Annotated in this window: 18 protein-coding genes; 10 read left to right on the top strand and 8 right to left on the bottom strand. The window is 63.9% G+C overall.

Going from position 1 to position 19,130, the window contains the following annotated elements:
* The first annotated feature begins 9 nt into the window (after positions 1-9).
* The 4 genes from AB7F41_RS05145 to AB7F41_RS05160 all read left to right on the top strand — a co-directional run bounded on the left by AB7F41_RS05145 (position 10) and on the right by AB7F41_RS05160 (position 5,439).
* On the top strand, positions 10-984 hold the full coding sequence (locus AB7F41_RS05145) for an HpcH/HpaI aldolase/citrate lyase family protein (protein WP_428381919.1): 975 nt from the start codon (positions 10-12) through the stop codon (positions 982-984).
* A gap of 177 nt (positions 985-1,161) precedes the next feature.
* A complete protein-coding gene (locus AB7F41_RS05150; protein ID WP_428381921.1) occupies positions 1,162-3,303 on the top strand; it encodes a hypothetical protein in 2,142 nt (713 codons plus the stop codon).
* On the top strand, positions 3,273-4,034 hold the full coding sequence (locus AB7F41_RS05155) for a DUF3142 domain-containing protein (RefSeq protein ID WP_428381923.1): 762 nt from the start codon (positions 3,273-3,275) through the stop codon (positions 4,032-4,034). The genes AB7F41_RS05150 and AB7F41_RS05155 overlap by 31 nt, the downstream gene beginning before the upstream one ends.
* Positions 4,035-4,164: 130 nt before the next feature.
* Entirely contained in the window at positions 4,165-5,439 is a 1,275-nt protein-coding gene (locus AB7F41_RS05160; RefSeq protein WP_428381925.1) for a glycerate kinase type-2 family protein, read from the top strand.
* 80 nt (positions 5,440-5,519) lie between these two features.
* Here the strand turns inward: AB7F41_RS05160 and AB7F41_RS05165 are convergent, their stop codons facing one another.
* Together AB7F41_RS05165 and AB7F41_RS05170 are read right to left on the bottom strand one after the other, a co-directional pair.
* Positions 5,520-5,780, bottom strand: a complete 261-nt coding sequence (locus tag AB7F41_RS05165; protein WP_428381927.1) for a BrnA antitoxin family protein — start codon at positions 5,778-5,780, stop codon at positions 5,520-5,522.
* Positions 5,764-6,066 carry a BrnT family toxin gene (locus AB7F41_RS05170; RefSeq protein WP_428381929.1) on the bottom strand — a complete coding sequence of 101 codons (303 nt, stop codon included), beginning with the start codon at positions 6,064-6,066 and terminating at the stop codon, positions 5,764-5,766. Before AB7F41_RS05170 ends, AB7F41_RS05165 begins: the two co-directional genes overlap by 17 nt.
* 90 nt (positions 6,067-6,156) lie before the next feature.
* On the opposite strand from AB7F41_RS05170, the gene AB7F41_RS05175 reads away from it, so the two are divergent.
* Genes AB7F41_RS05175 through AB7F41_RS05185 form a run of 3 tightly spaced genes read left to right on the top strand, consistent with a single transcriptional unit; the run spans position 6,157 to position 9,046 of the window.
* Complete coding sequence (locus AB7F41_RS05175) at positions 6,157-7,008, top strand: NADPH-dependent oxidoreductase (RefSeq protein ID WP_428381930.1); 852 nt, start codon at positions 6,157-6,159, stop codon at positions 7,006-7,008.
* 25 nt (positions 7,009-7,033) lie between these two features.
* Positions 7,034-7,747, top strand: a complete 714-nt coding sequence (locus tag AB7F41_RS05180; protein WP_428381932.1) for a class I SAM-dependent methyltransferase — start codon at positions 7,034-7,036, stop codon at positions 7,745-7,747.
* Positions 7,748-7,750: 3 nt separating this feature from the next.
* Complete coding sequence (locus tag AB7F41_RS05185) at positions 7,751-9,046, top strand: MFS transporter (RefSeq protein WP_428381934.1); 1,296 nt, start codon at positions 7,751-7,753, stop codon at positions 9,044-9,046.
* Here AB7F41_RS05185 and AB7F41_RS05190 read toward each other — a convergent pair.
* Positions 9,012-9,506, bottom strand: coding sequence for a VOC family protein (locus AB7F41_RS05190; RefSeq protein WP_428381936.1), 495 nt, complete (start codon positions 9,504-9,506; stop codon positions 9,012-9,014). The two genes, AB7F41_RS05185 and AB7F41_RS05190, sit on opposite strands and share 35 nt — an antisense overlap.
* 56 nt (positions 9,507-9,562) lie before the next feature.
* On the bottom strand, positions 9,563-11,374 hold the full coding sequence (locus tag AB7F41_RS05195; protein WP_428381938.1) for an ABC-F family ATP-binding cassette domain-containing protein: 1,812 nt from the start codon (positions 11,372-11,374) through the stop codon (positions 9,563-9,565).
* An 89-nt stretch (positions 11,375-11,463) separates the two neighbouring features.
* Here AB7F41_RS05195 and AB7F41_RS05200 point away from each other — a divergent pair, with 89 nt between their 5' ends.
* On the top strand, positions 11,464-12,138 hold the full coding sequence (locus AB7F41_RS05200; protein ID WP_428381940.1) for a class I SAM-dependent methyltransferase: 675 nt from the start codon (positions 11,464-11,466) through the stop codon (positions 12,136-12,138).
* Here the strand turns inward: AB7F41_RS05200 and AB7F41_RS05205 are convergent.
* Positions 12,127-13,770 (bottom strand): L,D-transpeptidase family protein, encoded by a 1,644-nt coding sequence (locus AB7F41_RS05205; protein WP_428381942.1) that lies wholly within the window; start codon positions 13,768-13,770, stop codon positions 12,127-12,129. The genes AB7F41_RS05200 and AB7F41_RS05205 overlap by 12 nt on opposite strands.
* 259 nt (positions 13,771-14,029) lie before the next feature.
* Here AB7F41_RS05205 and AB7F41_RS05210 point away from each other — a divergent pair, with 259 nt between their 5' ends.
* Positions 14,030-14,326, top strand: a complete 297-nt coding sequence (locus AB7F41_RS05210; protein WP_428381944.1) for a type II toxin-antitoxin system HicB family antitoxin — start codon at positions 14,030-14,032, stop codon at positions 14,324-14,326.
* 1 nt (position 14,327) lies between these two features.
* Here the strand turns inward: AB7F41_RS05210 and AB7F41_RS05215 are convergent, their stop codons facing one another.
* The 3 genes from AB7F41_RS05215 to AB7F41_RS05225 form a co-directional block, all read right to left on the bottom strand.
* Positions 14,328-14,522 carry a type II toxin-antitoxin system HicA family toxin gene (locus tag AB7F41_RS05215; RefSeq protein ID WP_428381946.1) on the bottom strand — a complete coding sequence of 65 codons (195 nt, stop codon included), beginning with the start codon at positions 14,520-14,522 and terminating at the stop codon, positions 14,328-14,330.
* A gap of 184 nt (positions 14,523-14,706) precedes the next feature.
* Positions 14,707-17,082: an ATP-dependent helicase gene (locus tag AB7F41_RS05220; protein WP_428381948.1), complete on the bottom strand. Its 2,376-nt coding sequence runs from the start codon at positions 17,080-17,082 to the stop codon at positions 14,707-14,709.
* Positions 17,083-17,212: 130 nt separating this feature from the next.
* Positions 17,213-18,208, bottom strand: coding sequence for an HAD family hydrolase (locus AB7F41_RS05225; protein ID WP_428381950.1), 996 nt, complete (start codon positions 18,206-18,208; stop codon positions 17,213-17,215).
* Between the two features lie 148 nt (positions 18,209-18,356).
* On the opposite strand from AB7F41_RS05225, the gene AB7F41_RS05230 reads away from it, so the two are divergent.
* Positions 18,357-19,130 (top strand): sulfatase-like hydrolase/transferase (locus AB7F41_RS05230; protein WP_428406453.1); only part of this gene is annotated, 774 nt, incomplete at its 3' end.

The raw sequence follows: 19,130 nt of genomic DNA on the forward strand, positions 1-19,130 counted from the left end.
GGTAAAGATATGAGCTTCACTTTGATCGAGCAGGCGACGCCGCGTCTCCACCGCTCGGAGCTTGCCGTGCCGGGCTCTGCGCCGGGCATGTTCGAAAAGGCCGCGCAGTCGAAGGCTGATCAGATTTTCCTTGATCTCGAAGACGCAGTCGCGCCCGACGACAAGGAGCAGGCGCGCAAGAACATCATCCAGGGCCTCAACGACATCGACTGGGGCAAGAAGGTGATGACGCTGCGCATCAATGGCCTCGACACGCAGTATTGCTATCGCGACGTCGTCGACGTTCTCGAGAACTGCCCGCGTCTCGACGTCGTGCTGATCCCCAAGGTTGGCGTTCCGGCCGACGTCTACGCGATCGACATGATGATCACGCAGATCGAGCAGTTCAAGAAGCGCACCAAGCGGATCGGCATCGAAATCCTGATCGAGACCGCGCTCGGCATGGCCAATGTCGAAGCCATCGCCCAGTCGTCGAAGCGTCTCGAAGCCATGTCCTTCGGCGTCGCCGATTATGCGGCGTCCACCCGCGCCCGCACGACCGTCATCGGCGGCGTCAATCCGGACTACGGCGTGCTCACCGACAAGGACTCCAGCGGCAATCGCGAATATTACTGGGCCGATCAGTGGCACGCGGCGCAGACGCGCATGATGGTCGCGTGCCGCGCCTATGGCCTGCGTCCGATCGACGGTCCCTTCGGCGACTTCGGCGATCCGGACGGCTATATCGCCGCCGCCAAGCGCGCGGCGGTGCTCGGCTATGAAGGCAAGTGGGCGATCCATCCTTCGCAGATCGAACTCGCCAATCAGGTCTTCACGCCGTCCGACGCCGAGGTGACCAAAGCGCGCCGCATTCTCGATGCGATGGCGCAGGCCGCCAAGGACGGCAAGGGCGCCGTCTCGCTCGACGGCCGCCTGATCGACATCGCCTCGATCCGCATGGCCGAGGCGCTGATCGAAAAGGCCAACGCCATGGCGGCGGCGTAAGTCAGGCGCTACGCCCCAACAGCGGGCATGTTCTCAGGGCGAGGGATGGCGTAACGCCGCCCTCGCCCTGTTTTTTCGATGGGTCCAAATTCTTGTTGATGATTTTACCGGACGCGCGTCCGCCACTCCGGTCGGAAGCGGTCTGACGCAGCAGCCGACCACGTTCGGGGAACCGCCATGCGCCAGGTTTTTTTGACTTCCGCAGCGATCATGCTGCTGTGTTCCACGAGCCAGGCGTTCGCCTGCGCCGGCGACGGTCTGGGCCGCGCCGGATGGAAGCTGGATCACAAGGACTTTTCCAGTCGCGACAATTTGCCGTTTCTCAGTCCGGGCAATGACAGCCGCGTCAACGCGCAGTTTCTGATGATGGACGCGCGGCCCTGGCCCGTCGACGCGCGAAAAGACGAGGCGAAGCTCGACATCTATCCAGACTATTTCGTGCTCTTCGCGCGCGACGTTTTCAATGACGCTTTCGCACGAAACTCTTGCGATTATGCGCGTCGGCTCGTGAAAGATGCGACGTCGACGCCGAGCGACTTTCTTGAGGAAGGCACGCGATGCGTCTCCGTTCAAAGCGGGGAGGACGGCTTTGTTCAGGCCGCGCAGGCCGACAGGGCGCTGAGCGACGCCGCGCGCGCCGCGCTGATCCGTTCGCGCAAGGAGATGACCGCAGCCTGCCGGGGGAATGATGCGGCGCCTGGCGCCCCAAATCTTGCTGCGAATCTTTATGTCGCGGGCGCCGACGCATCGGCGGCGGCGCGCGAATTCGCCACCTATCTTGCCGGCGCCAAATCCTTTTACGACGGCGGATTCGACGCTGCGCTCGCAGCTTTTCGCGGCCTCGCGAAAGCGCAGAACGAGTGGCTGCGCGAGAGCGCGCGCTACATGGTGGCCCGCACGCTTCTGAACAAGGCGTCGGTCGGCGCGTTTGCGGAACTGGATGGCGCGCCCGAGCCGAAAGTGGCGGACCGCGACTCTTTGAAAGCGGCGGAAGCCGAATTCAAGTCCTATCTCGCGGACGATCCGCACGGCCGCTATGCGGCGTCGGCGCGCGGGCTGTTGCGCCGCGTCTATTGGCTCGCCGGCGACAGGCTGCAGGCCGCGACCGAATACGCATGGCAGCTGAGCCATGCGCGCGATCCGAACGCCAATCTCCGCAGCTCGGATCTCGCCGCTGAAATCGATTCGAAACTCGGTCTCGACTCACAAGACGTCCATGACGCAAATCTTCTCGCGATCGACGATCTGACGATGATGCGGCAGACCGATGAGTCGCAGAAGAAGTTCTCGGCCGCGGATCTCGACGCGCAGGCGCGAGACTTCGCGGGCCATGAGGCGCTGTTCAACTTTCTGGAAGCGGCGCGCGCCTACTATGTCGACGGCGATCATGCGAAGGCGTTGACGCTGTTGGGCGATTCGACGCCGGGGCCGTTGTCGCCGCCCAATCTCGGGTTCAGCCGCGAAGTTCTTCGCGGTCAGGCGCTGATGGCGGACGGGCGCAATGCGGCGGCGATCGACCACTGGACCCGGCTGCTGCCGCGCGCGACGCTGCCCTGGCAGAAAGAGGCGGTCGAACTCGGACTGGCGCTGAGCTGGGAGCGCTCCGGAGAAGTCAACAAAGTCTTCTTGAAGGACACGCAACTGTCGTCGGCGCGGATTCGCGCGATGCTGCTGCGCTATATTGCAGGTCCGATCCTGCTGCGGATGGCCGTCGCGGATCCGGCCTCGGCCGAGGAGCGCAAGCTTGCGCGCTTCGTGCTTCTCTTCAAAGAGGCGACGCACGGCCAGTATGCGGGCTTTCTTCGGGATTATTCTGCGGAGGGGCTGGCGAAGGATGACGCCGACACCGCACGGCCCGGGCAATATCCCAATTACCAGTCCAGCGTCTTCCTGTGGGGCGGCGGCGCCGACAAGGGCTATGTTTGTCCCGACCTCAAGTCGATTGTCGGCGAACTCGCCGCCAATCCTCAGGATCCGCACGCCATGTTGTGCTTCGGCGATTTCATCCGCACGAACAGTCTCGACGGATTCGAGGCGTCCCGGCCGAAACCCGACGAACTTGGCGGCGGCAAATCGATATTTCCCGGCGAACCCTATGCGCGCGGCGAGGTCTATAAGAAGCTCATCGGCGCGCCGGCGACGCCTGCGCGCGAGCGGGCTTATGCGCTCTACCGCGCGATCAACTGCTACGCGCCGGCGAACAACAACACATGCGGCGGCAAGGACGTCGAGAAGGCCCAGCGCAAGGCCTGGTACGACCAGCTCAAGGCGCAATATGGCGCGACAACATGGGCGAAAAGCCTGAGATATTACTGGTGACTGTTTCGCGGCGCATCGCCGCCGCATGTCTCCTCGCCTTTGGCGTCCTTTGGGCGGCGCCGACAGCGGCGGACGAGGGGATTGTGCGCGCGGCCGATTACGACGCCTATTGGCTATGGGCCGGCGTGCGCGCGCGTCCCGAACTCGCTGCGGCCAAGACCATCTATCTGCTTCAGGCTGAAATCGGACCCGACGCTTCGGGCGAGACGCGGCTGAAGGCGCAGGGCGCGAGCGAGCCAAGCCCGCATCCGCAAGCCTTATGGCTGGTCTATCGGGCGCGCAGCCTCGACTGGACGCCCGCGATTTTTGCGGCGGTCAAGCGTCGGCTTGCCGCGTGGCGCGCCAAGTCGGACAAGGTCGTCGGCGTCCAGATCGACTTTGACGCCGCAACGCGCGGTCTGACCACATATGCGGCCTTCCTTGCGGAGTTGCGTCAGACGCTGCCGCCCGATTGCGCGCTCAGCATCAGCGGGCTGATGGACTGGGCCTCTCAGGCGACTCCGGAAGACATTGACAGGCTGGGGCGGAGCGTCGACGAGGTCGTGTTTCAGACCTATCGCGGCCGCGCCACCGTCGATCATATCGACGATTATCTGGCGCGCGTCGGACGTGTCCATACGCCGTTCCGGCTCGGCCTCGCCGAGGGCGCCGTCTGGTCGCCGCCGGAAACGCTGGCGCGTCACCCGTATTTTCGCGGCTACGTTGTGTTTTTGAGGAATCCGCCGCGATGACCGCGCCGCAGCGCGCGACTCCGCGCCCGGTTGACGGGCGCTTGAGATGCTGAAAAGACAGCCCCGACGGTTGTCGCAGCTCTACGGCGCCAACCGACAGATTGCCAAGAGAACAAGGTAGAAAGGCGCGATGTCCGACGATCTCCGCACCCTCCTTCGCGCCATGTTCGACGCCGCCGTCGGCGCCGCGTCGCCTGCCGTGTGCCTGCCGCCGCATCTTGCGAAGATCGCCCCGCCCAAGGGCCGCACGATCGTCATCGGCGCGGGCAAGGCCGCGGCCTCCATGGCGGCGGCCGTCGAGACGCATTGGAGCGGTCCGCTCGAAGGCCTCGTCGTCACGCGCTACGAGCATGGCGCGCCGACGAAACATATTGAGGTGATCGAGGCGTCCCATCCGGTTCCGGACGCCGCCGGGCGCGAGGCCGCGAAGCGCATTTTGCAGACGGTGCAGGGGCTGACCGAAGACGATCTGGTGCTCGCGCTGATCTCCGGCGGCGGATCGGCGCTGATGGCGCTGCCGGCCGAAGGCGTCACGCTCGAAGAAAAGCAGGCGGTGAACAAGGCGCTGTTGAAGAGCGGCGCGAATATTTCCGAGATGAATTGCGTGCGCAAGCATCTCTCGGCCATCAAGGGCGGGCGTCTCGCCCGCGCTGCGGCGCCGGCGCGCGTCGTGGCGCTGATGATCTCCGACGTGCCGAATGACGATCTTTCGGTGATCGCTTCCGGCCCCACGGTTCCTGATCCGACGACTCGCGAAGACGCGCTGGCGGTCATCGCCAAATATAAGATCGACGCGCCGGCGGCGGTGCTTGCGCATCTGCAGAAGCCCGAATGCGAAACGCCCAAGCCGGGCGACGCCATTTTCAAGAACGTGCAGAACATCCTCATCGCGACGCCGCAAGGCTCGCTCGACGCGGCCGCCAGCGTGGCGAAGACCGCAGGCTTTACGCCCTGCATCCTCGGTGATCTTGAGGGCGAGTCGCGCGACGTGGCGCTGGTGCACGCCGGCATCGCCAAACAGATCGCCATCCATGGCCAGCCCTTCGCGCCGCCGGTCGCCATCATCTCCGGCGGCGAAACCACCGTCACGGTGCGCGGCAAGGGACGCGGCGGACGCGACGCCGAGTTTCTGCTCGGCCTCACGCTCGCGCTCGAAGGCTTTGGCGGCATATCGGCGATCGCCTGCGACACCGACGGCATCGACGGCAGCGAGGACAACGCGGGCGCGATCATGACAGCGGATTCGTTCGAACGCGCGAAACAGGCCGGCGTCGATCTGAAGGCGCATTTCGCCAATAATGACGCCTATACGGCTTTCGAGAAGCTCGGCGATCTGGTCGTGACCAAGCCGACGCGCACCAATGTCAATGACTTCCGGGCAATATTGGTGCCGAAGCGGGTTTGACGGCGCATCTAGCGGAGCGGGTCGGACTCATGCCCGACTCTCGGCCTGGCGCACAACTCGTCAAGCATGCGAACCGTCGTTCAGCGGACCTTTTCCGCGAGCCAAATTTTTATGAGCGACTGATAGGGCACGTCGCGCTTGTTGGCGGCGATCTTGATCTGCTCAAGCAGACCAACCGGAAGCCGCAGAGAAATCGCCGTCGTCGAAGGCTTGAGATTCGGCATCCGAACGCGCCTCGCCTTGCTCCAGTCGACATTCTCCGCCGAGTCGTGACTTTCCCAATACGCACGCTCCTCTGCTTCAGTCACGAAGGTCGGCGCAGGCTTAGTCGTCTTGCTCATAACGTTGTCGTTCCTTGCGGCTCATGTTGCGCGCGGAGATGATTCGAATGCGCGTCCCGTCCGCGCGGAGCGTGAACGTGACGTGCAATAGTCGAGATGCGTCCGTTCGGCCGAGCGCATGATAGCGTGGCTCGCGATCGTTGTGAGCCAAATCATCGGTCACGATCAGAGGGTCGTTGACGAATATCTGCTCGGCCTCCGCTTGGCCGACGCCGTGCTTTTCGAGGCTCTTGCGCTCGTTGCCATGATCCCATTCGAACCCGACGACATGCTCGAAATCGACCATGTATGTATATATTCATAATATACAACAAGGTCAATAATGCGAACATGCCGAGTGTTGCGCGAGCGGGGCAACCCGCTTAAAGGAACGCCCATGAACAAGCCTGTGAGCCCGGAGCCGTTCGATCCGCGTGGCGCGGCGGCGATGTTTGAGCGCTATCGCCGCGACGATTCGCCAAAGCCGAAACAGTGGAACGATACGCTCGACCTTATTCTCGCGCATCGTTCGCATCGGAATTTCCTGCCTCAGCCGCTGCCCGAAGGCGCGCTGGAGATCATCGTCGCCACCGCGCAGTCGGCGTCGACGTCGTCAAATCTGCAGGTCTGGAGCGTGGTCGCCGTTGAGGACGACGCCCGTAAGGCGCGTCTCGCCGATCTCGCCGGCGGTCAGAAGCATGTTCACCGGGCGCCGCTGTTCCTCGTCTGGCTGTGCGATCTGGCGCGGCTCGAGAATCTCGGGCGCGACAAGGGGCGCGATGCGGCCGGACTGTCGTATTTCGAGATGTTCCTGACCGGCGTCGTCGACGCCGCGCTCGCTGCGCAGAACGCCGTAACCGCGCTCGAATCGATCGGCCTCGGCTGCTGCTATATCGGCGCGATGCGCAACAAGCCGGAAGAGGTCGCCAAGGAGCTGAATCTGCCGCCGAACGTCTTCGCCGTTTTCGGCATGGCGGTCGGCGTTCCGGATCCGGCGGCCAACGCCGCCGTCAAGCCTCGCCTCGGACAAGGGGCCGTGCTCCATCGCGAGCAATATGAGTGGAACGACGCGCAGCGCGAGGCGATCGAGACGCTCGACGCGAAATTCAAGGACTTCCAGAAGGAGCAGGGTCTGCCCGATCAGGGCTGGACTCGCCAGGCGCTGTCGCGGGTCCGCGGCCCGGATGCGCTGAGCGGACGCGATCGCATTCGCGAGGCTTTGAACGCGTTGGGCTTCGGCCTCAAGTGACATGACGACAATAGGGGCTGGCGCGATGGACGCTCATGCGAATGCAGCGAACGCATATTCAGGCGAAATTTTCGACCTCTGGGACACCTATAAGAAGGTCGTCGTCAAAGACTTCATGTTCCACGCCGCGCTGAGCGAGGAAGTCGAGCGCGCCTTGCGCGCCCGCTTCCAAGGCGGCGACTTTTCCCTGCTCGATCTCGGTTGCGGCGACGCGCATGTCTTTGCGCCCATTCTGCGCCGCATCCCGCCGGCGAGCTACAAAGGCGTCGACCTTTCCGACACCGCGCTCGCGCTCGCTGCGGAGAACCTGAAATCTCTATGCTGTCCGGTGCGGCTCGCGCATAGCGATCTGCTTTCGGCGCTTTCCGACGACGTCGCATACGACGTCATTCACAGCAGTTTCGTTCTTCATCATCTGGCGACCGAGGACAAAGCGGAATTTTTTCGTCGCGCGTCGCGCGCGCTCGCGCCGGGCGGTTTGCTGTTGCTGGTCGACACGATGCGCGACGAAGGCGAAAGCCGGGATGATTATCTCAAACATTATTTCGACTGGATCGAGAAGGACTGGGCAGGTTTGTCCCGCGACGAGAAGGACGCGATTTTCGAACATATCTCGACCAGCGACTACCCAGAGCCCGTGTCGCTTCTCGACCATCAGGCGCGCGCGGCGGGCTTGCGCCGCTTGCCGGGCGACGTTCCGCATCGCTGGCACCATCTCATGCGCTTCGAGCGAGCCTAACCGATGTCGGAAGCGGCGGTCGCAGCCGCACGAAACCCCCGAACAGCGCGCGAGAGCGTCGACGCCGACCGCGTCGTCGGCAAGGCGTCGCGACGACTGATCCCCTTTCTCGTCACGGGATTCATCGTCGCCTATCTCGACCGCGTGAACATCGGGTTCGCGGCGCTGACGATGAACAGCGAACTCGGGTTTACGCCGGAATTCTTCGGATGGGGCGCCGGCGTCTTCTTTATCGGCTATTGCCTGTTTGAAGCGCCGAGCAATTACATCATGCACCGCGTCGGCGCGCGCGTCTGGATCGCGCGCATCATGGTCAGCTGGGGCATTGTTTCGGCGCTCACCGCATTCATCTGGAGCGAAGCGAGCTTCGTCGTTTTGCGTCTGCTCCTCGGCGTGATGGAAGCCGGCTTTGCGCCGGGCGTCATTCTCTATCTCACCTACTGGATTCCCGCCGCGCAACGCGCGCGCGTTCTCGCGGGCTTCCTTATTGCGGTGCCCGTATCGAGCGCGATTGGATCGCCGATCTCCGGACTCATCCTCACGTCGATGGATGGCGTTGGCGGGTTCAGCGGCTGGCGCTGGCTGTTTCTGATGGAGGCGATTCCCTCGATCATGATGGGAATCGTTTGCTTCTTCTACCTGCCTGACGGTCCAGGATCGGCGAAATGGCTGACGTCCGGAGAAAAAGCGTCACTGCGCGCCGCGCTGGACAGCGAGGCGGAACCGGATCACGGCGACCACTGGCGCGCGCTCAAGGACATGCGCGTGCTCGTTCTCGGCGTCGCCTATTTCGGAATTGTCGTTGCGCTCTACGGCTTGGGCTTCTGGCTGCCGCAAATCATCAAATCCTTTGGATTCGGCGTCGCCGCGACAAGCCTGCTGGCGTCGGTTCCCTATGTCTGCAGCGCCCTCGCGATGTGGGCGTGGAGCCGCAGCTCCGATCGCCGGCGCGAGACCGTCGGCCACACGGCGCTTGCCGCGGTCGTCGGCGCCGTGGGCCTGGCCTGCGCCGCCTATGCGCCGACGCCATTGCTGTCCATGATCGCGCTGTCCGTCGCAGCCGTCGGCGCGATCGCGGCGCTGCCGACCTTCTGGAGCTTCACGACGCTCGCGCTCGGATCGGCCGACGCCGTCGTCGGCGTGGCGGTGATCAACTCGATCGGCAATACCTCAGGCTTCGCCGGGCCCTACCTTGTCGGCCTCATCAAGGGCGCGACGGGAGAATTCTCCGCCGCGCTGCTCGCGCTCGCTTTTGGCCCGCTGATCACGGCGTTCCTGCTTTTGCGGGCGCGGCGTTGAGCGAATAATAGATATCGAGCGCGCGGCGCTTGAGTTCGTCGACGGTGATCTCCTCCTTGCGCGCCGAGAACGACCAGACATGGCCGAAGGGATCGCGCACGGTCCCGCTGCGGTCGCCGTAGAACATATTCTGCGGACCGCAGACCTTGGTCGCGCCGGCTTCGATCGCTTTGATGAAGATCGAGTCGACGTCCGGCACATAGACGCTCAGACTGACCGACGATCCGCGGAGCGCTTTGGGCGGCGTCAACCCGCCTTCTTCATACACGTCGGCGAGCATAATGATCGAATCGCCGATCATGATCTCGGCATGGGCGATGAGGCCGTTGGGGAGTTCGATGCGCACCCGCTCCTTGGCGCCGAGCGCGCTTTTGTAAAAATCGAGCGCCTTCGCGGCGCCGGCGATGCAGAGATAAGGCGTCACTTTGCCGTAAGGCGCTGGAACAGATGCGTCGGACATGTTTTCTTCCCTCACTCAATTAGAATAACGCGCTCCGGCTCAAGGCAAGAGGGGATCTATCCCTCGATCGCTTCGCGCTTGATTTCGAGTTCCAGCCACGACTCCTCGGCGGCGGAGAGGTCGGCTTGCGCCGCGGCGAAAGCCTCGCTCGCCTTGGCGAACTTCGCCGGGTCCCGTGAATAGAGTTCGGGGTCGTCGAGCGCCTTCTGCAGCTTCCCGCATCTTTCCCGCAATTCGTCGATCCTGCCGGGCAGAGTCGCGAGCGCATGCTGCTCCTTGAAGGAGAGCTTCTGCTTCGTCGGCGCCTTCTCCCGCGGCGCCGGCTTTTCTTTCGTCTCGCGCGCCGTCGCGGCGATCGCCTCCCGCGCGCCGACGCCTGCGCCGCGTTGTGCGACCATGTCGCTGTAGCCGCCGGCATATTCGATCCAGCGGCCCGCTCCTTCGCTCATCAACACGCTCGTCGCGATACGGTCGAGAAAATCGCGGTCGTGGCTCACGACGATGAGCGTGCCGGGATAGTCGGCGAGCATTTCCTCCAGAAGATCGAGCGTTTCGAGATCGAGATCGTTCGTCGGTTCGTCGAGCACGAGAAGGTTCGACGGCTTCGCCAGGGCGCGCGCGAGCAGCAAGCGTCCACGTTCGCCGCCCGACAGCCTGCCGATGGGCGTGCGCGCCTGTTCGGGCTTGAACAGAAAGTCCTTCATATACCCGACGACGTGACGCCGTTCGCCGTTGATCTCGATCGTGTCGGAGCCGCCGCCGGTCAGCGCGTCCTGCAGGGTAGTCGCCGGATCGAGACTTGCGCGGTTCTGTTCGAGGGTCGCCATTTCGAGATTGGCGCCCAATCGCACCTTGCCGTGATCCGGCGCGAGCGCGCCGGTCAGGAGATTGACGAGCGTCGTCTTGCCGGCGCCGTTCGCCCCCACGAGGCCGAGGCGATCGCCGCGCAGAATGCGCGTCGTGAAATTCTCGACGATCATGCGCGCGCCGTAGGATTTGCCGATCCTGATCGCCTCGATCACGAGCTTGCCGGAAAGCTGCGCTTCGCTCGCTTCGAGCTTCACGTCGCCCGTCGGCATGACCCGGTTGCGGCGCTCCGCGCGCAAATGATGCAGGCCGGCGAGCCGCTTCATATTGCGCTTGCGCCGACCCGAGACGCCGTGGCGGAGCCAATGTTCTTCGGCGACGATCCTGCGCTCCAGCTTGTGCTGCTGCTTGTCCTCTTCCTCCAGTTCACGATCGCGCCAGGTCTCGAACTCCTTGAAGCCGCGCGCCAGATGGCGGGTGCGGCCGCGGTCGATCCAGAGCGTTTCGCGCGTCAGGTCCTGGAGAAAGCGGCGGTCATGGCTGATGAGCACGAGCGCGGAGCGCAGCGCCGCGAGCTTTTCTTCGAGCCACAGGATCGTTGGCAGATCGAGGTGGTTCGTTGGCTCGTCCAGGAGCAGAATGTCGGGCTCCGGCGCGAGAACGCGGGCGAGCGCCGCGCGCCGCGCCTCGCCGCCCGAGAGGCGCGCAGGATCCTCGTCGCCGTGCAGCCCAAGATCATTGAGCAGCGTCCGGCCGACGTGGGGATCGTCGAGCGGGCCAAGACCGGCTTCGACATAGGCGAGCGTCGTGGCGAAGCCCGAAAAGTCCGGCTCCTGCGGCAGATAGCGCAGCGACGCGCCGGGCTGCAGAAACCTTACGCCGCCGTCGGACTCGATTTCGCCCGCCGCGATCTTGAGAAGCGTCGATTTGCCCGAGCCGTTTCGGCCGACCACGCAGAGCCGCGCGCCCGGCGCAACCGAGAGATCGGCGCCATCGAGCAGCGGCTTTCCGCCGAGGGTCAGGGCGACGCCTTGCAGGGCGAGAAGGGGCGGCGGAGGCATGGAAGCTTAGCGGCGTTTCATAAACATGAGATAAGCTTTTTCCACGCCGCCGCGCCCTTTGTCACCCCCGGCGCCGAGGAGCCGAAGCGATGCCCGTCACCACCGAGCAAATTCTTGCGGGACAGGCGGTCTACACGCCCAAAATGCTGGCGATTTACGACGTGCTGGTGCTCGGCCTGTCCAATCGCTGGATCTGGAAATGTCCGACGCCGCGCCTGCTCGCCCATTACGACCGGCGCATCAGCGGCAATCACCTCGATGTCGGTGTCGGCACCGGCTATTTTCTCGATCGCTGCCGCTTTCCGACTCCGGCGCCGCGCATCGCGCTCATGGATCTCAACCGAGACGCGCTGCAATTTGCCGCGCAACGGATTGCCCGCTACCGGCCGGAGACTTATGCGCGCAATGTTCTGGAGACGATCGATTTTGACGGCGCGAAATTCGACTCGCTCGGCCTCAACTATCTGCTTCACTGCCTGCCGGGCGATATGGCGGCCAAGGCGCGCGCTTTCGATTTTCTGTCGCCCTTGATGAACCCCGGCGCCGTCGTTTTCGGTTCGACGCTGCTGCAGGGCGGCGTCGCGCGCAGCTTTGCGGCGCAAAGGCTGATGGCGTTCTATAATTCCAAGGGCATCTTCTCGAATACGCAGGACGATCTGGAGACGCTGACGCGCGAACTCGAAAAGCGCTTCGACGCCGTCAGCGTGGAAACGGTTGGCTGCGTCGCGCTGTTTTCGGCGCGCGTGAAGCAGTCAGCCCTCTAGTCCCAGCGCCTTTCGCACTCGCGCCGAATAGCCGTAAAGGTCCGGGCGCTGCACGAGACGTCCGCCTTCGTCGACATAGATGGTGAAATATTCGACGTGGATCGGCAGCGGCTTCGAAAGATTGATGTAGCGCTCGGAGCCGCCGATCAGCCGGCGCATGCGGCTTTCCGACCAGCCGCTGCCGGGACCGAGCACGGCTTCGGCGAGCGCAAAAGGCGCATCGACGCGCATGCAGCCGTGACTGAAGGCGCGATGCGACGCGGCGAACAAATTGCGCGACGGCGTATCGTGCAGATAGACCGAGAAGTCATTGGGGAACATGAATTTGATGCGGCCAAGCGCATTGCGTTCTCCGGGCGGCTGGCGCACCACGAGCTTGCCGCCGCGATAGGAAACATTGAAGCCGTTCGCCGCGATGGCGGCGACGTCGCCATTGGCTTTCGGCAGCATCTCCTTGTTCAGGATCGACGGCGGCACGTTCCAATAGGGATTGACGATGATGTATTGCAGCGCGTTGGAGAAGATTGGCGTCGGCGTCTGCTCCTTGCCGACGATGACGCGCGTGCGATGCGTAACCTCGCCGTTGCGCACGACGGCGAGTTCGAAATCGGGAATATTCACCTCGACCCATTCTTGGCCGAGGTCGCGCGGCAGCCAGCGCCACCGCTCCATATTGGCGACGATTTCGGCCTCGACGCGCGAGGTCGAAGCGCGCACAAGCGCAGCGGCGCGGCGGCGCTTCGATTTGCCTGCGGGAGGCAGGGCGTCGCTCTGCGTCACGCCATCAGCGGCTGAGGCGTAACGTCCGTCGGACGCCGGCGCGCTGGCGCGCTGCGCCCTCAGCTCGACCAGCTTCTCGCGCAACAGCTGATAGCCGTAATGCGTGGGATTATAGGCGTGCAGCGCGTCGCCGGCGTTTTCGCCGGCGCCGGCGATTTCGGCCACGGCGGGCGCCGGATCGGGAAGGGTGGTTTTGGCGCCGATGAGCCGCGAGATGCGTTCGGGTTCGATCCTGGAGCCGCGCGCCTGCAAGGCGTAGGCGGCGACGGACTCCGACAGCGCGAGATCGTCCGCCGCCGTCGGCGCGGCCTTCTCCGCGTCGGGCGAGGCGTATGCCCTGAGGTCGAGCCCGTCGTCGGCGGCGCGCGCGAGCTGCGCCAGCGCCGCGCGGGCCGAGGCGCGCCATTCTCCATTCTCAATCCAGAAGGGCGCGAAATTTCGAGCCGCGTAGGCGGCGGCCAGCGCCGCGCGAAGACGACGGCGCTCCGGCTGAAGGGCCGCGTCGCTGGAGGTCGACCAGGCGTCGAGCGCCAGAGCGAGGTCGCGGCTTGCTTCTGGCTGCAGGCTCCAGGCGAGATCGAGCGGGTCCGGCTCTATCGGCGCCGGGCGCGGCGCGATATCGAGCAGGATTGCCGCCGGCGCGGCGTCCGCAACCGCGAAATCTGGATTGTCCAAGGGGGCGCGCGCCGGAACCCGCGCGAGGCCAGACAGCGCGACGAGCGGCGGCGGGTCAAACGCTTCGGCGCGACGGGGCGGATACTGACCCGCGCGCGCCGGCGCCGCGAACGCCAAAACGATCGCGGACGCAATAGCGATATGGGAAATTCGCCCGGCCTTTTCGCCAGCAGTCATAGCTCTTCCTCGCGCGAACCTCGTGCGGCGAGGTCTAGGCGTCATTTCGGTGAAGATCCGTGCGATGGCGCAAGCGCGCGGCGCTTGGCCATTGCTTCGCCTGAACGTAATGCGCGGCAGCGGCCTTGTGAATCGGAGAGGGCCGACGCATCCTGTTGAATCGCCAAAAAAACCCGACTGTGGCGGCTGCGCTACAGTGGCCCCGATGGCGGGCCGGGCGCGAAAGCGTTATGATTGGCCGTGATCCTCGAGGGCGCCGATGAAACCCTATATCGTCATCGTTCATAAGGACGAGAACAGCGCCTATGGCATGAGCTTTCCCGACGCGCCGGGATGTTTCTCGGCGGCCGACGAGATCGACGACATCTTCGCCATGGCCAGCGAGGCGCTGGAGCTCTGGGCGGAGGGCATGCGGGAAGACGGGCTGCCGATCCCCGAGACGCGTGATTTTCAAGTCTTGCGGAATGATCCGAAATGGGCGGAGAGCTTTGCTGACGCGGAAATCGTGATCGCCGTCGAAGCGCCTTGGGCTCAACGGCGAGAGGCCGCAGAATAAGTCAATCGTTCAGCCATCCTGCGCTTTCATAAATGCTGAGCACAGTCTTTGGCGGCATGTCCTTTTTGGGATGCGCCACGGTGACGCGACCGGCTTTCGTCGGATGCTTGAACTGACGATGCGAACCCTTAGAGCGCACGAGACGCCACCCTTCCTGTTCGAGGCGGCGAATGATGTCGCGGCTGTTGGAGAGCATGTGAGCGCCTTATGATTCGACGCCCGATTATCGCAGCAGGTCGCAATTGCGTTCGGTGAAAGAAGACTTATGCCAGTAACTCACAATAGCGATGAAAATCTATGTGGAAATCGGGGAAGTAGCTAAATCCATTATTGACGAATTGCTGGTTCACACCTTCCCGAGAACTCCCAAGCTGCGGCTTTCACCCCGCCTCGACAAAACTCTCCAGCACCATCTTCCTGCCGGCCTTGTCGAAATCGACCGTGAGCTTGTTGCCGTCGACCGCCGCCACGGAGCCCGGTCCAAACTTCAAATGAAACACCCGCGCGCCGATCGAAAAGCGCGAACCGCCGGACGAGCGGGCGATCACTTCGCCATCGATCGTCATCGGCTGTCTCCCGCGCGACGGGCGAGACGCGCGCGTCGGCTCGCCCCGCGCAGAGTCGCCGCGCGCCGCCTGCGCCCGCTTCCATCCAGGCGTCGAATAGTCGGAGCCATAGACGTCGAGATTGGCGAAACGCGAGACCCCATAGGAGCCATATTGCGAGGCGTTCGGCGCCTCGACCACCTCGACATTGTCGGACGGCAGATTGTCGATGAAGCGCGATGGAACCGTCGGCTGCCACAGACCGTGGATGCGCCGGTTGCTGGCGAAATAGATCTTGGCGCGGCGCTTGGCGCGGGTCAGGCCGACATAGGCGAGGCGGCGCTCCTCCTCGAGGCCGGCGCGCCCCTGTTCGTCAAGCGTGCGCTGGCTCGGAAACAACCCTTCCTCCCAGCCGGGGAGATAGACGGTCTCGAATTCGAGGCCCTTGGCGCCATGCAGCGTCATGATCGACACGCGCTCCTGATCGACCGCGCTGTCAGCCTCCATGACGAGCGACACATGTTCGAGGAAGGAGTCGAGGTCGGGAAAAGCCTCCATCGCCCGAACAAGCTCTTTCAAATTGTCGAGCCGGCCGGCGGCTTCCGGGCTCCTGTCCGCGCGCCACATCTCCGTGTAGCCGGATTCGTCGAGCACCTGTTCGGCGAGTTCATGTTGCGGCTTGGAATCGATCAGCGCGCGCCAGCGGTCGAAATCGCCGATCAGGCTCCGCAGCGCGCCGCGGGGCTTCGGCTTCAGCTCCTCGCTCTCGACAAGGACGCGCGCCGCCTGCATCAGCGGAATCCGCTCGCGCCGCGCATATTCATGCAGCAGTTGCAGCGTGGCGTCGCCGAGACCGCGTTTCGGCGTATTGACGATGCGCTCGAAAGCGAGACCGTCGGCCGGCTGCGCGACGCAGCGCAGATAGGCGAGCGCGTCGCGGATTTCGAGACGCTCGTAAAAGCGTGGACCGCCGATGACGCGATAGGGGAGGCCGATCTCGACGAAGCGCTCCTCGAATTCGCGCATCTGAAACGAGGCGCGCACGAGAATGGCGATCTCTTCCAGCGAATGCGCCTGGCGGTGCAATTGTTCGATGTCTTCGCCGATCGCGCGCGCTTCTTCCTGGCTGTCCCACACGCCGGTGAGCGTCGGCTTTTCGCCTTCGCCGCCGTCCGTAAAAAGCGTTTTCCCAAGCCGTCCGTCATTGTGGGCGATGAGATGCGAGGCGGCGGCGAGAATATGTCCCGTCGAGCGGTAATTGCGCTCGAGGCGGATGACCTTGGCGCCGGGAAAATCCTGCTCGAAACGCAAGATGTTCTCGACTTCGGCGCCGCGCCAGCCATAGACGCTTTGATCGTCGTCGCCGACGCAGCAGAGATTTTGCTGGCCCGGCGCGCGCCCCAGCGCAATCAGCCGCAGCCACAAATATTGCGCGACATTGGTGTCCTGATATTCGTCGACGAGAACATATTTGAAGCGCCGCCGATAGTCGGCAAGCACATCCGGATTGTCGCGAAAGAGCCGCAGACTCTCCATCAGCAGATCGCCGAAATCGACGGCGTTGAGAACCTTGAGCCGCTCCTGATAGAGCGCGTAAAGCGCCGCGCCCTTGCCGTTGGCGAAGCTCTCGGCCTCGCCGGCCGGCACCTGCGCCGGGGCAAGGCCGCGATTCTTCCAGCCGTCGATGCGCATGGCGAGCGCGCGCGCCGGCCAGCGCTTGTCGTCGATATTCTCCGCCTGCAGCACCTGCTTCAAGAGGCGGATCTGATCGTCCGTGTCGAGAATGGTGAAGTTCGGCTTCAGCCCGACGAGCTCGGCGTGGCGGCGCAAAATCTTGGCGCTGATTGCGTGAAACGTGCCGAGCCATTGCATCGCCTGCGCGCCTTCGCCGACCAGCGCCTCGACGCGTTCGCGCATTTCGCGCGCCGCCTTGTTGGTGAAGGTGACGGCGAGGATTTCATAGGCGCGCGCCTTGCCGAGCGCGAGGATATGGGCGATGCGCGTCGTCAGCGCCCGAGTCTTGCCGGTGCCGGCGCCGGCGAGCACCAGCACCGGACCGTCGAGCGTCTCGACGGCGGCGCGCTGCTCCGGGTTGAGCGAGTCGAGATAGCGCGGCCGGCCGGTCGCCGCGGCGCGCGCGGCGAGGCCGCCGGCCTCGGGCGCGTATTCGTCCAGCGGGGGGTGAGACGCGGGCCTCAGGCTGCCGTTCATGATTCTGCGATCATATAGGAGAACGGAACGCGAATCACGAGCGCGGGCGGCCAAAATCTCGGCCGCGGCTTCCCCGGGGCAATCGCAACCGCAATTGGCCGCCGATCGCGCCGCGCGCGTTTCACCTTGCTTAAGGCGTGGGCTTCGGAAAAACGCTCTTCCAGTCGTTCTTCATGCTGACGACCGTCCAGCCGCGCGACTGCGCCTCGTCGAGACCCCGATTCAGGCGCCCGATGGCGGACTTGCGGTCATAGGCGGCCTCCCTCTGCGCGTCGTCATGGTGCACGATGAGGCCGAAGCGCGCGCCATCGCCGGCGGTCGTCCACTGCAGCATTTCGAAGTCGCCGTCGGAGTTGCCGAAGGCGGCGATCGGACGTCGCCCGAGATATTGATTGATCCCGACGGGCTTTCCGGCCTTGTCGTCGATGAAATTGATCGTCGGTTCTCGCAGGAGCATCGGCTTGCCGTCCTTGACGACGAATTTCGTAACGATCGTCGATCCGATGACCATATCCGGCGGCACGCCATAGACGCGCTCGGCGAAGGCTCTGATGAATTCGGCGCCGCCGCCCGAAACGATATAGGTCTTGAAGCCATTGGCGCGCAGGTAGGACATCAATTCGAGCATCGGCTGATACACGAGCTCGTCGTATCGCCGCTTGAAATGCGGGTGGGTCGCGGTTGCAAGCCATTGTGCGACGATCGCCTGGAAGTCCTCCGGCGTGCCGCCCGCATGCGTCGCGGTGACGAGTCGCAACGCATTTTTCTCGCCCCCCGCGGCGAGAGCTTTGAGATTGCCTTCCAGCGCCGCCTTGAAGGGTTGTTTCTTGCGCCATTCAGGATGTTTGGGCGCAAGCGCCTTCACGCGATCCAGCGCGAAGAAGAGTTGAGAATAGGCGGGCCACTCGGTCCAGAGCGTTCCGTCATTGTCGAACACGGCGACGCGATCCTCGGGCTTGACAAAATCGCGCCCGCCTTCGCTCGTCACCCGCGCGACAAAGGCGATGATCGCCTGCTTGGCGGCGCCGTCGTTCCAGGAAGGAAGAACGTCCAGCGCGAGCGCCGGGCGTCCGAGAAGGACCGCCCAAACGAATGCGACGACAACGAACGACCTCACGTTTCTCACTCCGGTTCCTCGATGGGCGGCGGCGCCAGTGGCGCGGCGCTTGGCGTTTCAGCAGCAGCGCGCAGGCTCCGCTCCAGGCTTGTCGAAGCCAGGCAAGGTGCTATCTGCGAGAGAATATAGGCGGCCGATTTCAGGAAAGGGAAGGCTCATGCGACTAACTGCGGTCTTAACGCTCGCGGGCGCGTTGGCGAGCCCGTTCGCCGCTGCGCAGGCCGAGACGACGAAAAAACCCCATATCATCGTCATTTGGGGCGACGATATCGGGCAGTCCAACATCAGCGCCTATACGGACGGCCTCATGGGCTATCGTACGCCCAATATCGACTCCATCGCCCAGCAGGGCATGATCTTCACCGATTATTATGGCGAGCAAAGCTGCACCGCCGGACGCGCCTCATTCATTACAGGGCAGAGCGGATTGCGCACGGGCCTCACAAAAGTCGGCCTGCCGGGCGCAGACATCGGATTGCGCAAGGAGGATCCGACGATCGCCGAACTGCTCAAGGCGCAAGGCTATGTGACGGGCCAGTTCGGCAAGAACCATCTGGGCGACAAGGACGAGTTTCTGCCCACGGCGCACGGCTTCGATGAATTCTACGGAAACCTCTATCATTTGAACGCCGAGGAAGAACCCGAACTGCCGGACTATCCCAAGCCCGACGACCCGGAATTTCCTAATTTCCGCAAGAACTTCGGCCCGCGCGGCGTCATTCATAGCTTCGCGACGGCGAATGGCGGACAGAAAATCGAAGACACCGGGCCGCTCACCCGGGAGCGCATGCAAACCATCGATGACGACGTCGCCGCGCGCGTCGTCGATTTCCTCGACAGGCAGGCGAAGGGCGATAAGCCGGTGTGTCTGTGGGTGAACGTCACCCAGATGCATTTTCGCACCCATCCGAAGCCGAAAAGCGTCGGTCAA

The organism is Methylocystis sp. (assembly GCF_050251305.1).
Classification (GTDB): Bacteria; Pseudomonadota; Alphaproteobacteria; order Rhizobiales; family Beijerinckiaceae; genus Methylocystis.

Coding starts and splice junctions, on each gene's coding strand:
- AB7F41_RS05150 (WP_428381921.1), top strand. CDS start 1,162: ATGCGCCAGGTTTTTTTGACTTCCGCAGCGATCATGCTGCTGTGTTCC.
- AB7F41_RS05215 (WP_428381946.1), bottom strand. CDS start 14,522: ATGCTCTCCAACAGCCGCGACATCATTCGCCGCCTCGAACAGGAAGGG.
- AB7F41_RS05175 (WP_428381930.1), top strand. CDS start 6,157: ATGAACAAGCCTGTGAGCCCGGAGCCGTTCGATCCGCGTGGCGCGGCG.
- AB7F41_RS05145 (WP_428381919.1), top strand. CDS start 10: ATGAGCTTCACTTTGATCGAGCAGGCGACGCCGCGTCTCCACCGCTCG.
- AB7F41_RS05210 (WP_428381944.1), top strand. CDS start 14,030: ATGAAACCCTATATCGTCATCGTTCATAAGGACGAGAACAGCGCCTAT.
- AB7F41_RS05205 (WP_428381942.1), bottom strand. CDS start 13,770: ATGACTGCTGGCGAAAAGGCCGGGCGAATTTCCCATATCGCTATTGCG.
- AB7F41_RS05160 (WP_428381925.1), top strand. CDS start 4,165: ATGTCCGACGATCTCCGCACCCTCCTTCGCGCCATGTTCGACGCCGCC.
- AB7F41_RS05165 (WP_428381927.1), bottom strand. CDS start 5,780: ATGAGCAAGACGACTAAGCCTGCGCCGACCTTCGTGACTGAAGCAGAG.
- AB7F41_RS05170 (WP_428381929.1), bottom strand. CDS start 6,066: ATGGTCGATTTCGAGCATGTCGTCGGGTTCGAATGGGATCATGGCAAC.
- AB7F41_RS05180 (WP_428381932.1), top strand. CDS start 7,034: ATGGACGCTCATGCGAATGCAGCGAACGCATATTCAGGCGAAATTTTC.
- AB7F41_RS05200 (WP_428381940.1), top strand. CDS start 11,464: ATGCCCGTCACCACCGAGCAAATTCTTGCGGGACAGGCGGTCTACACG.
- AB7F41_RS05155 (WP_428381923.1), top strand. CDS start 3,273: ATGGGCGAAAAGCCTGAGATATTACTGGTGACTGTTTCGCGGCGCATC.
- AB7F41_RS05190 (WP_428381936.1), bottom strand. CDS start 9,506: ATGTCCGACGCATCTGTTCCAGCGCCTTACGGCAAAGTGACGCCTTAT.
- AB7F41_RS05195 (WP_428381938.1), bottom strand. CDS start 11,374: ATGCCTCCGCCGCCCCTTCTCGCCCTGCAAGGCGTCGCCCTGACCCTC.
- AB7F41_RS05185 (WP_428381934.1), top strand. CDS start 7,751: ATGTCGGAAGCGGCGGTCGCAGCCGCACGAAACCCCCGAACAGCGCGC.
- AB7F41_RS05220 (WP_428381948.1), bottom strand. CDS start 17,082: ATGAACGGCAGCCTGAGGCCCGCGTCTCACCCCCCGCTGGACGAATAC.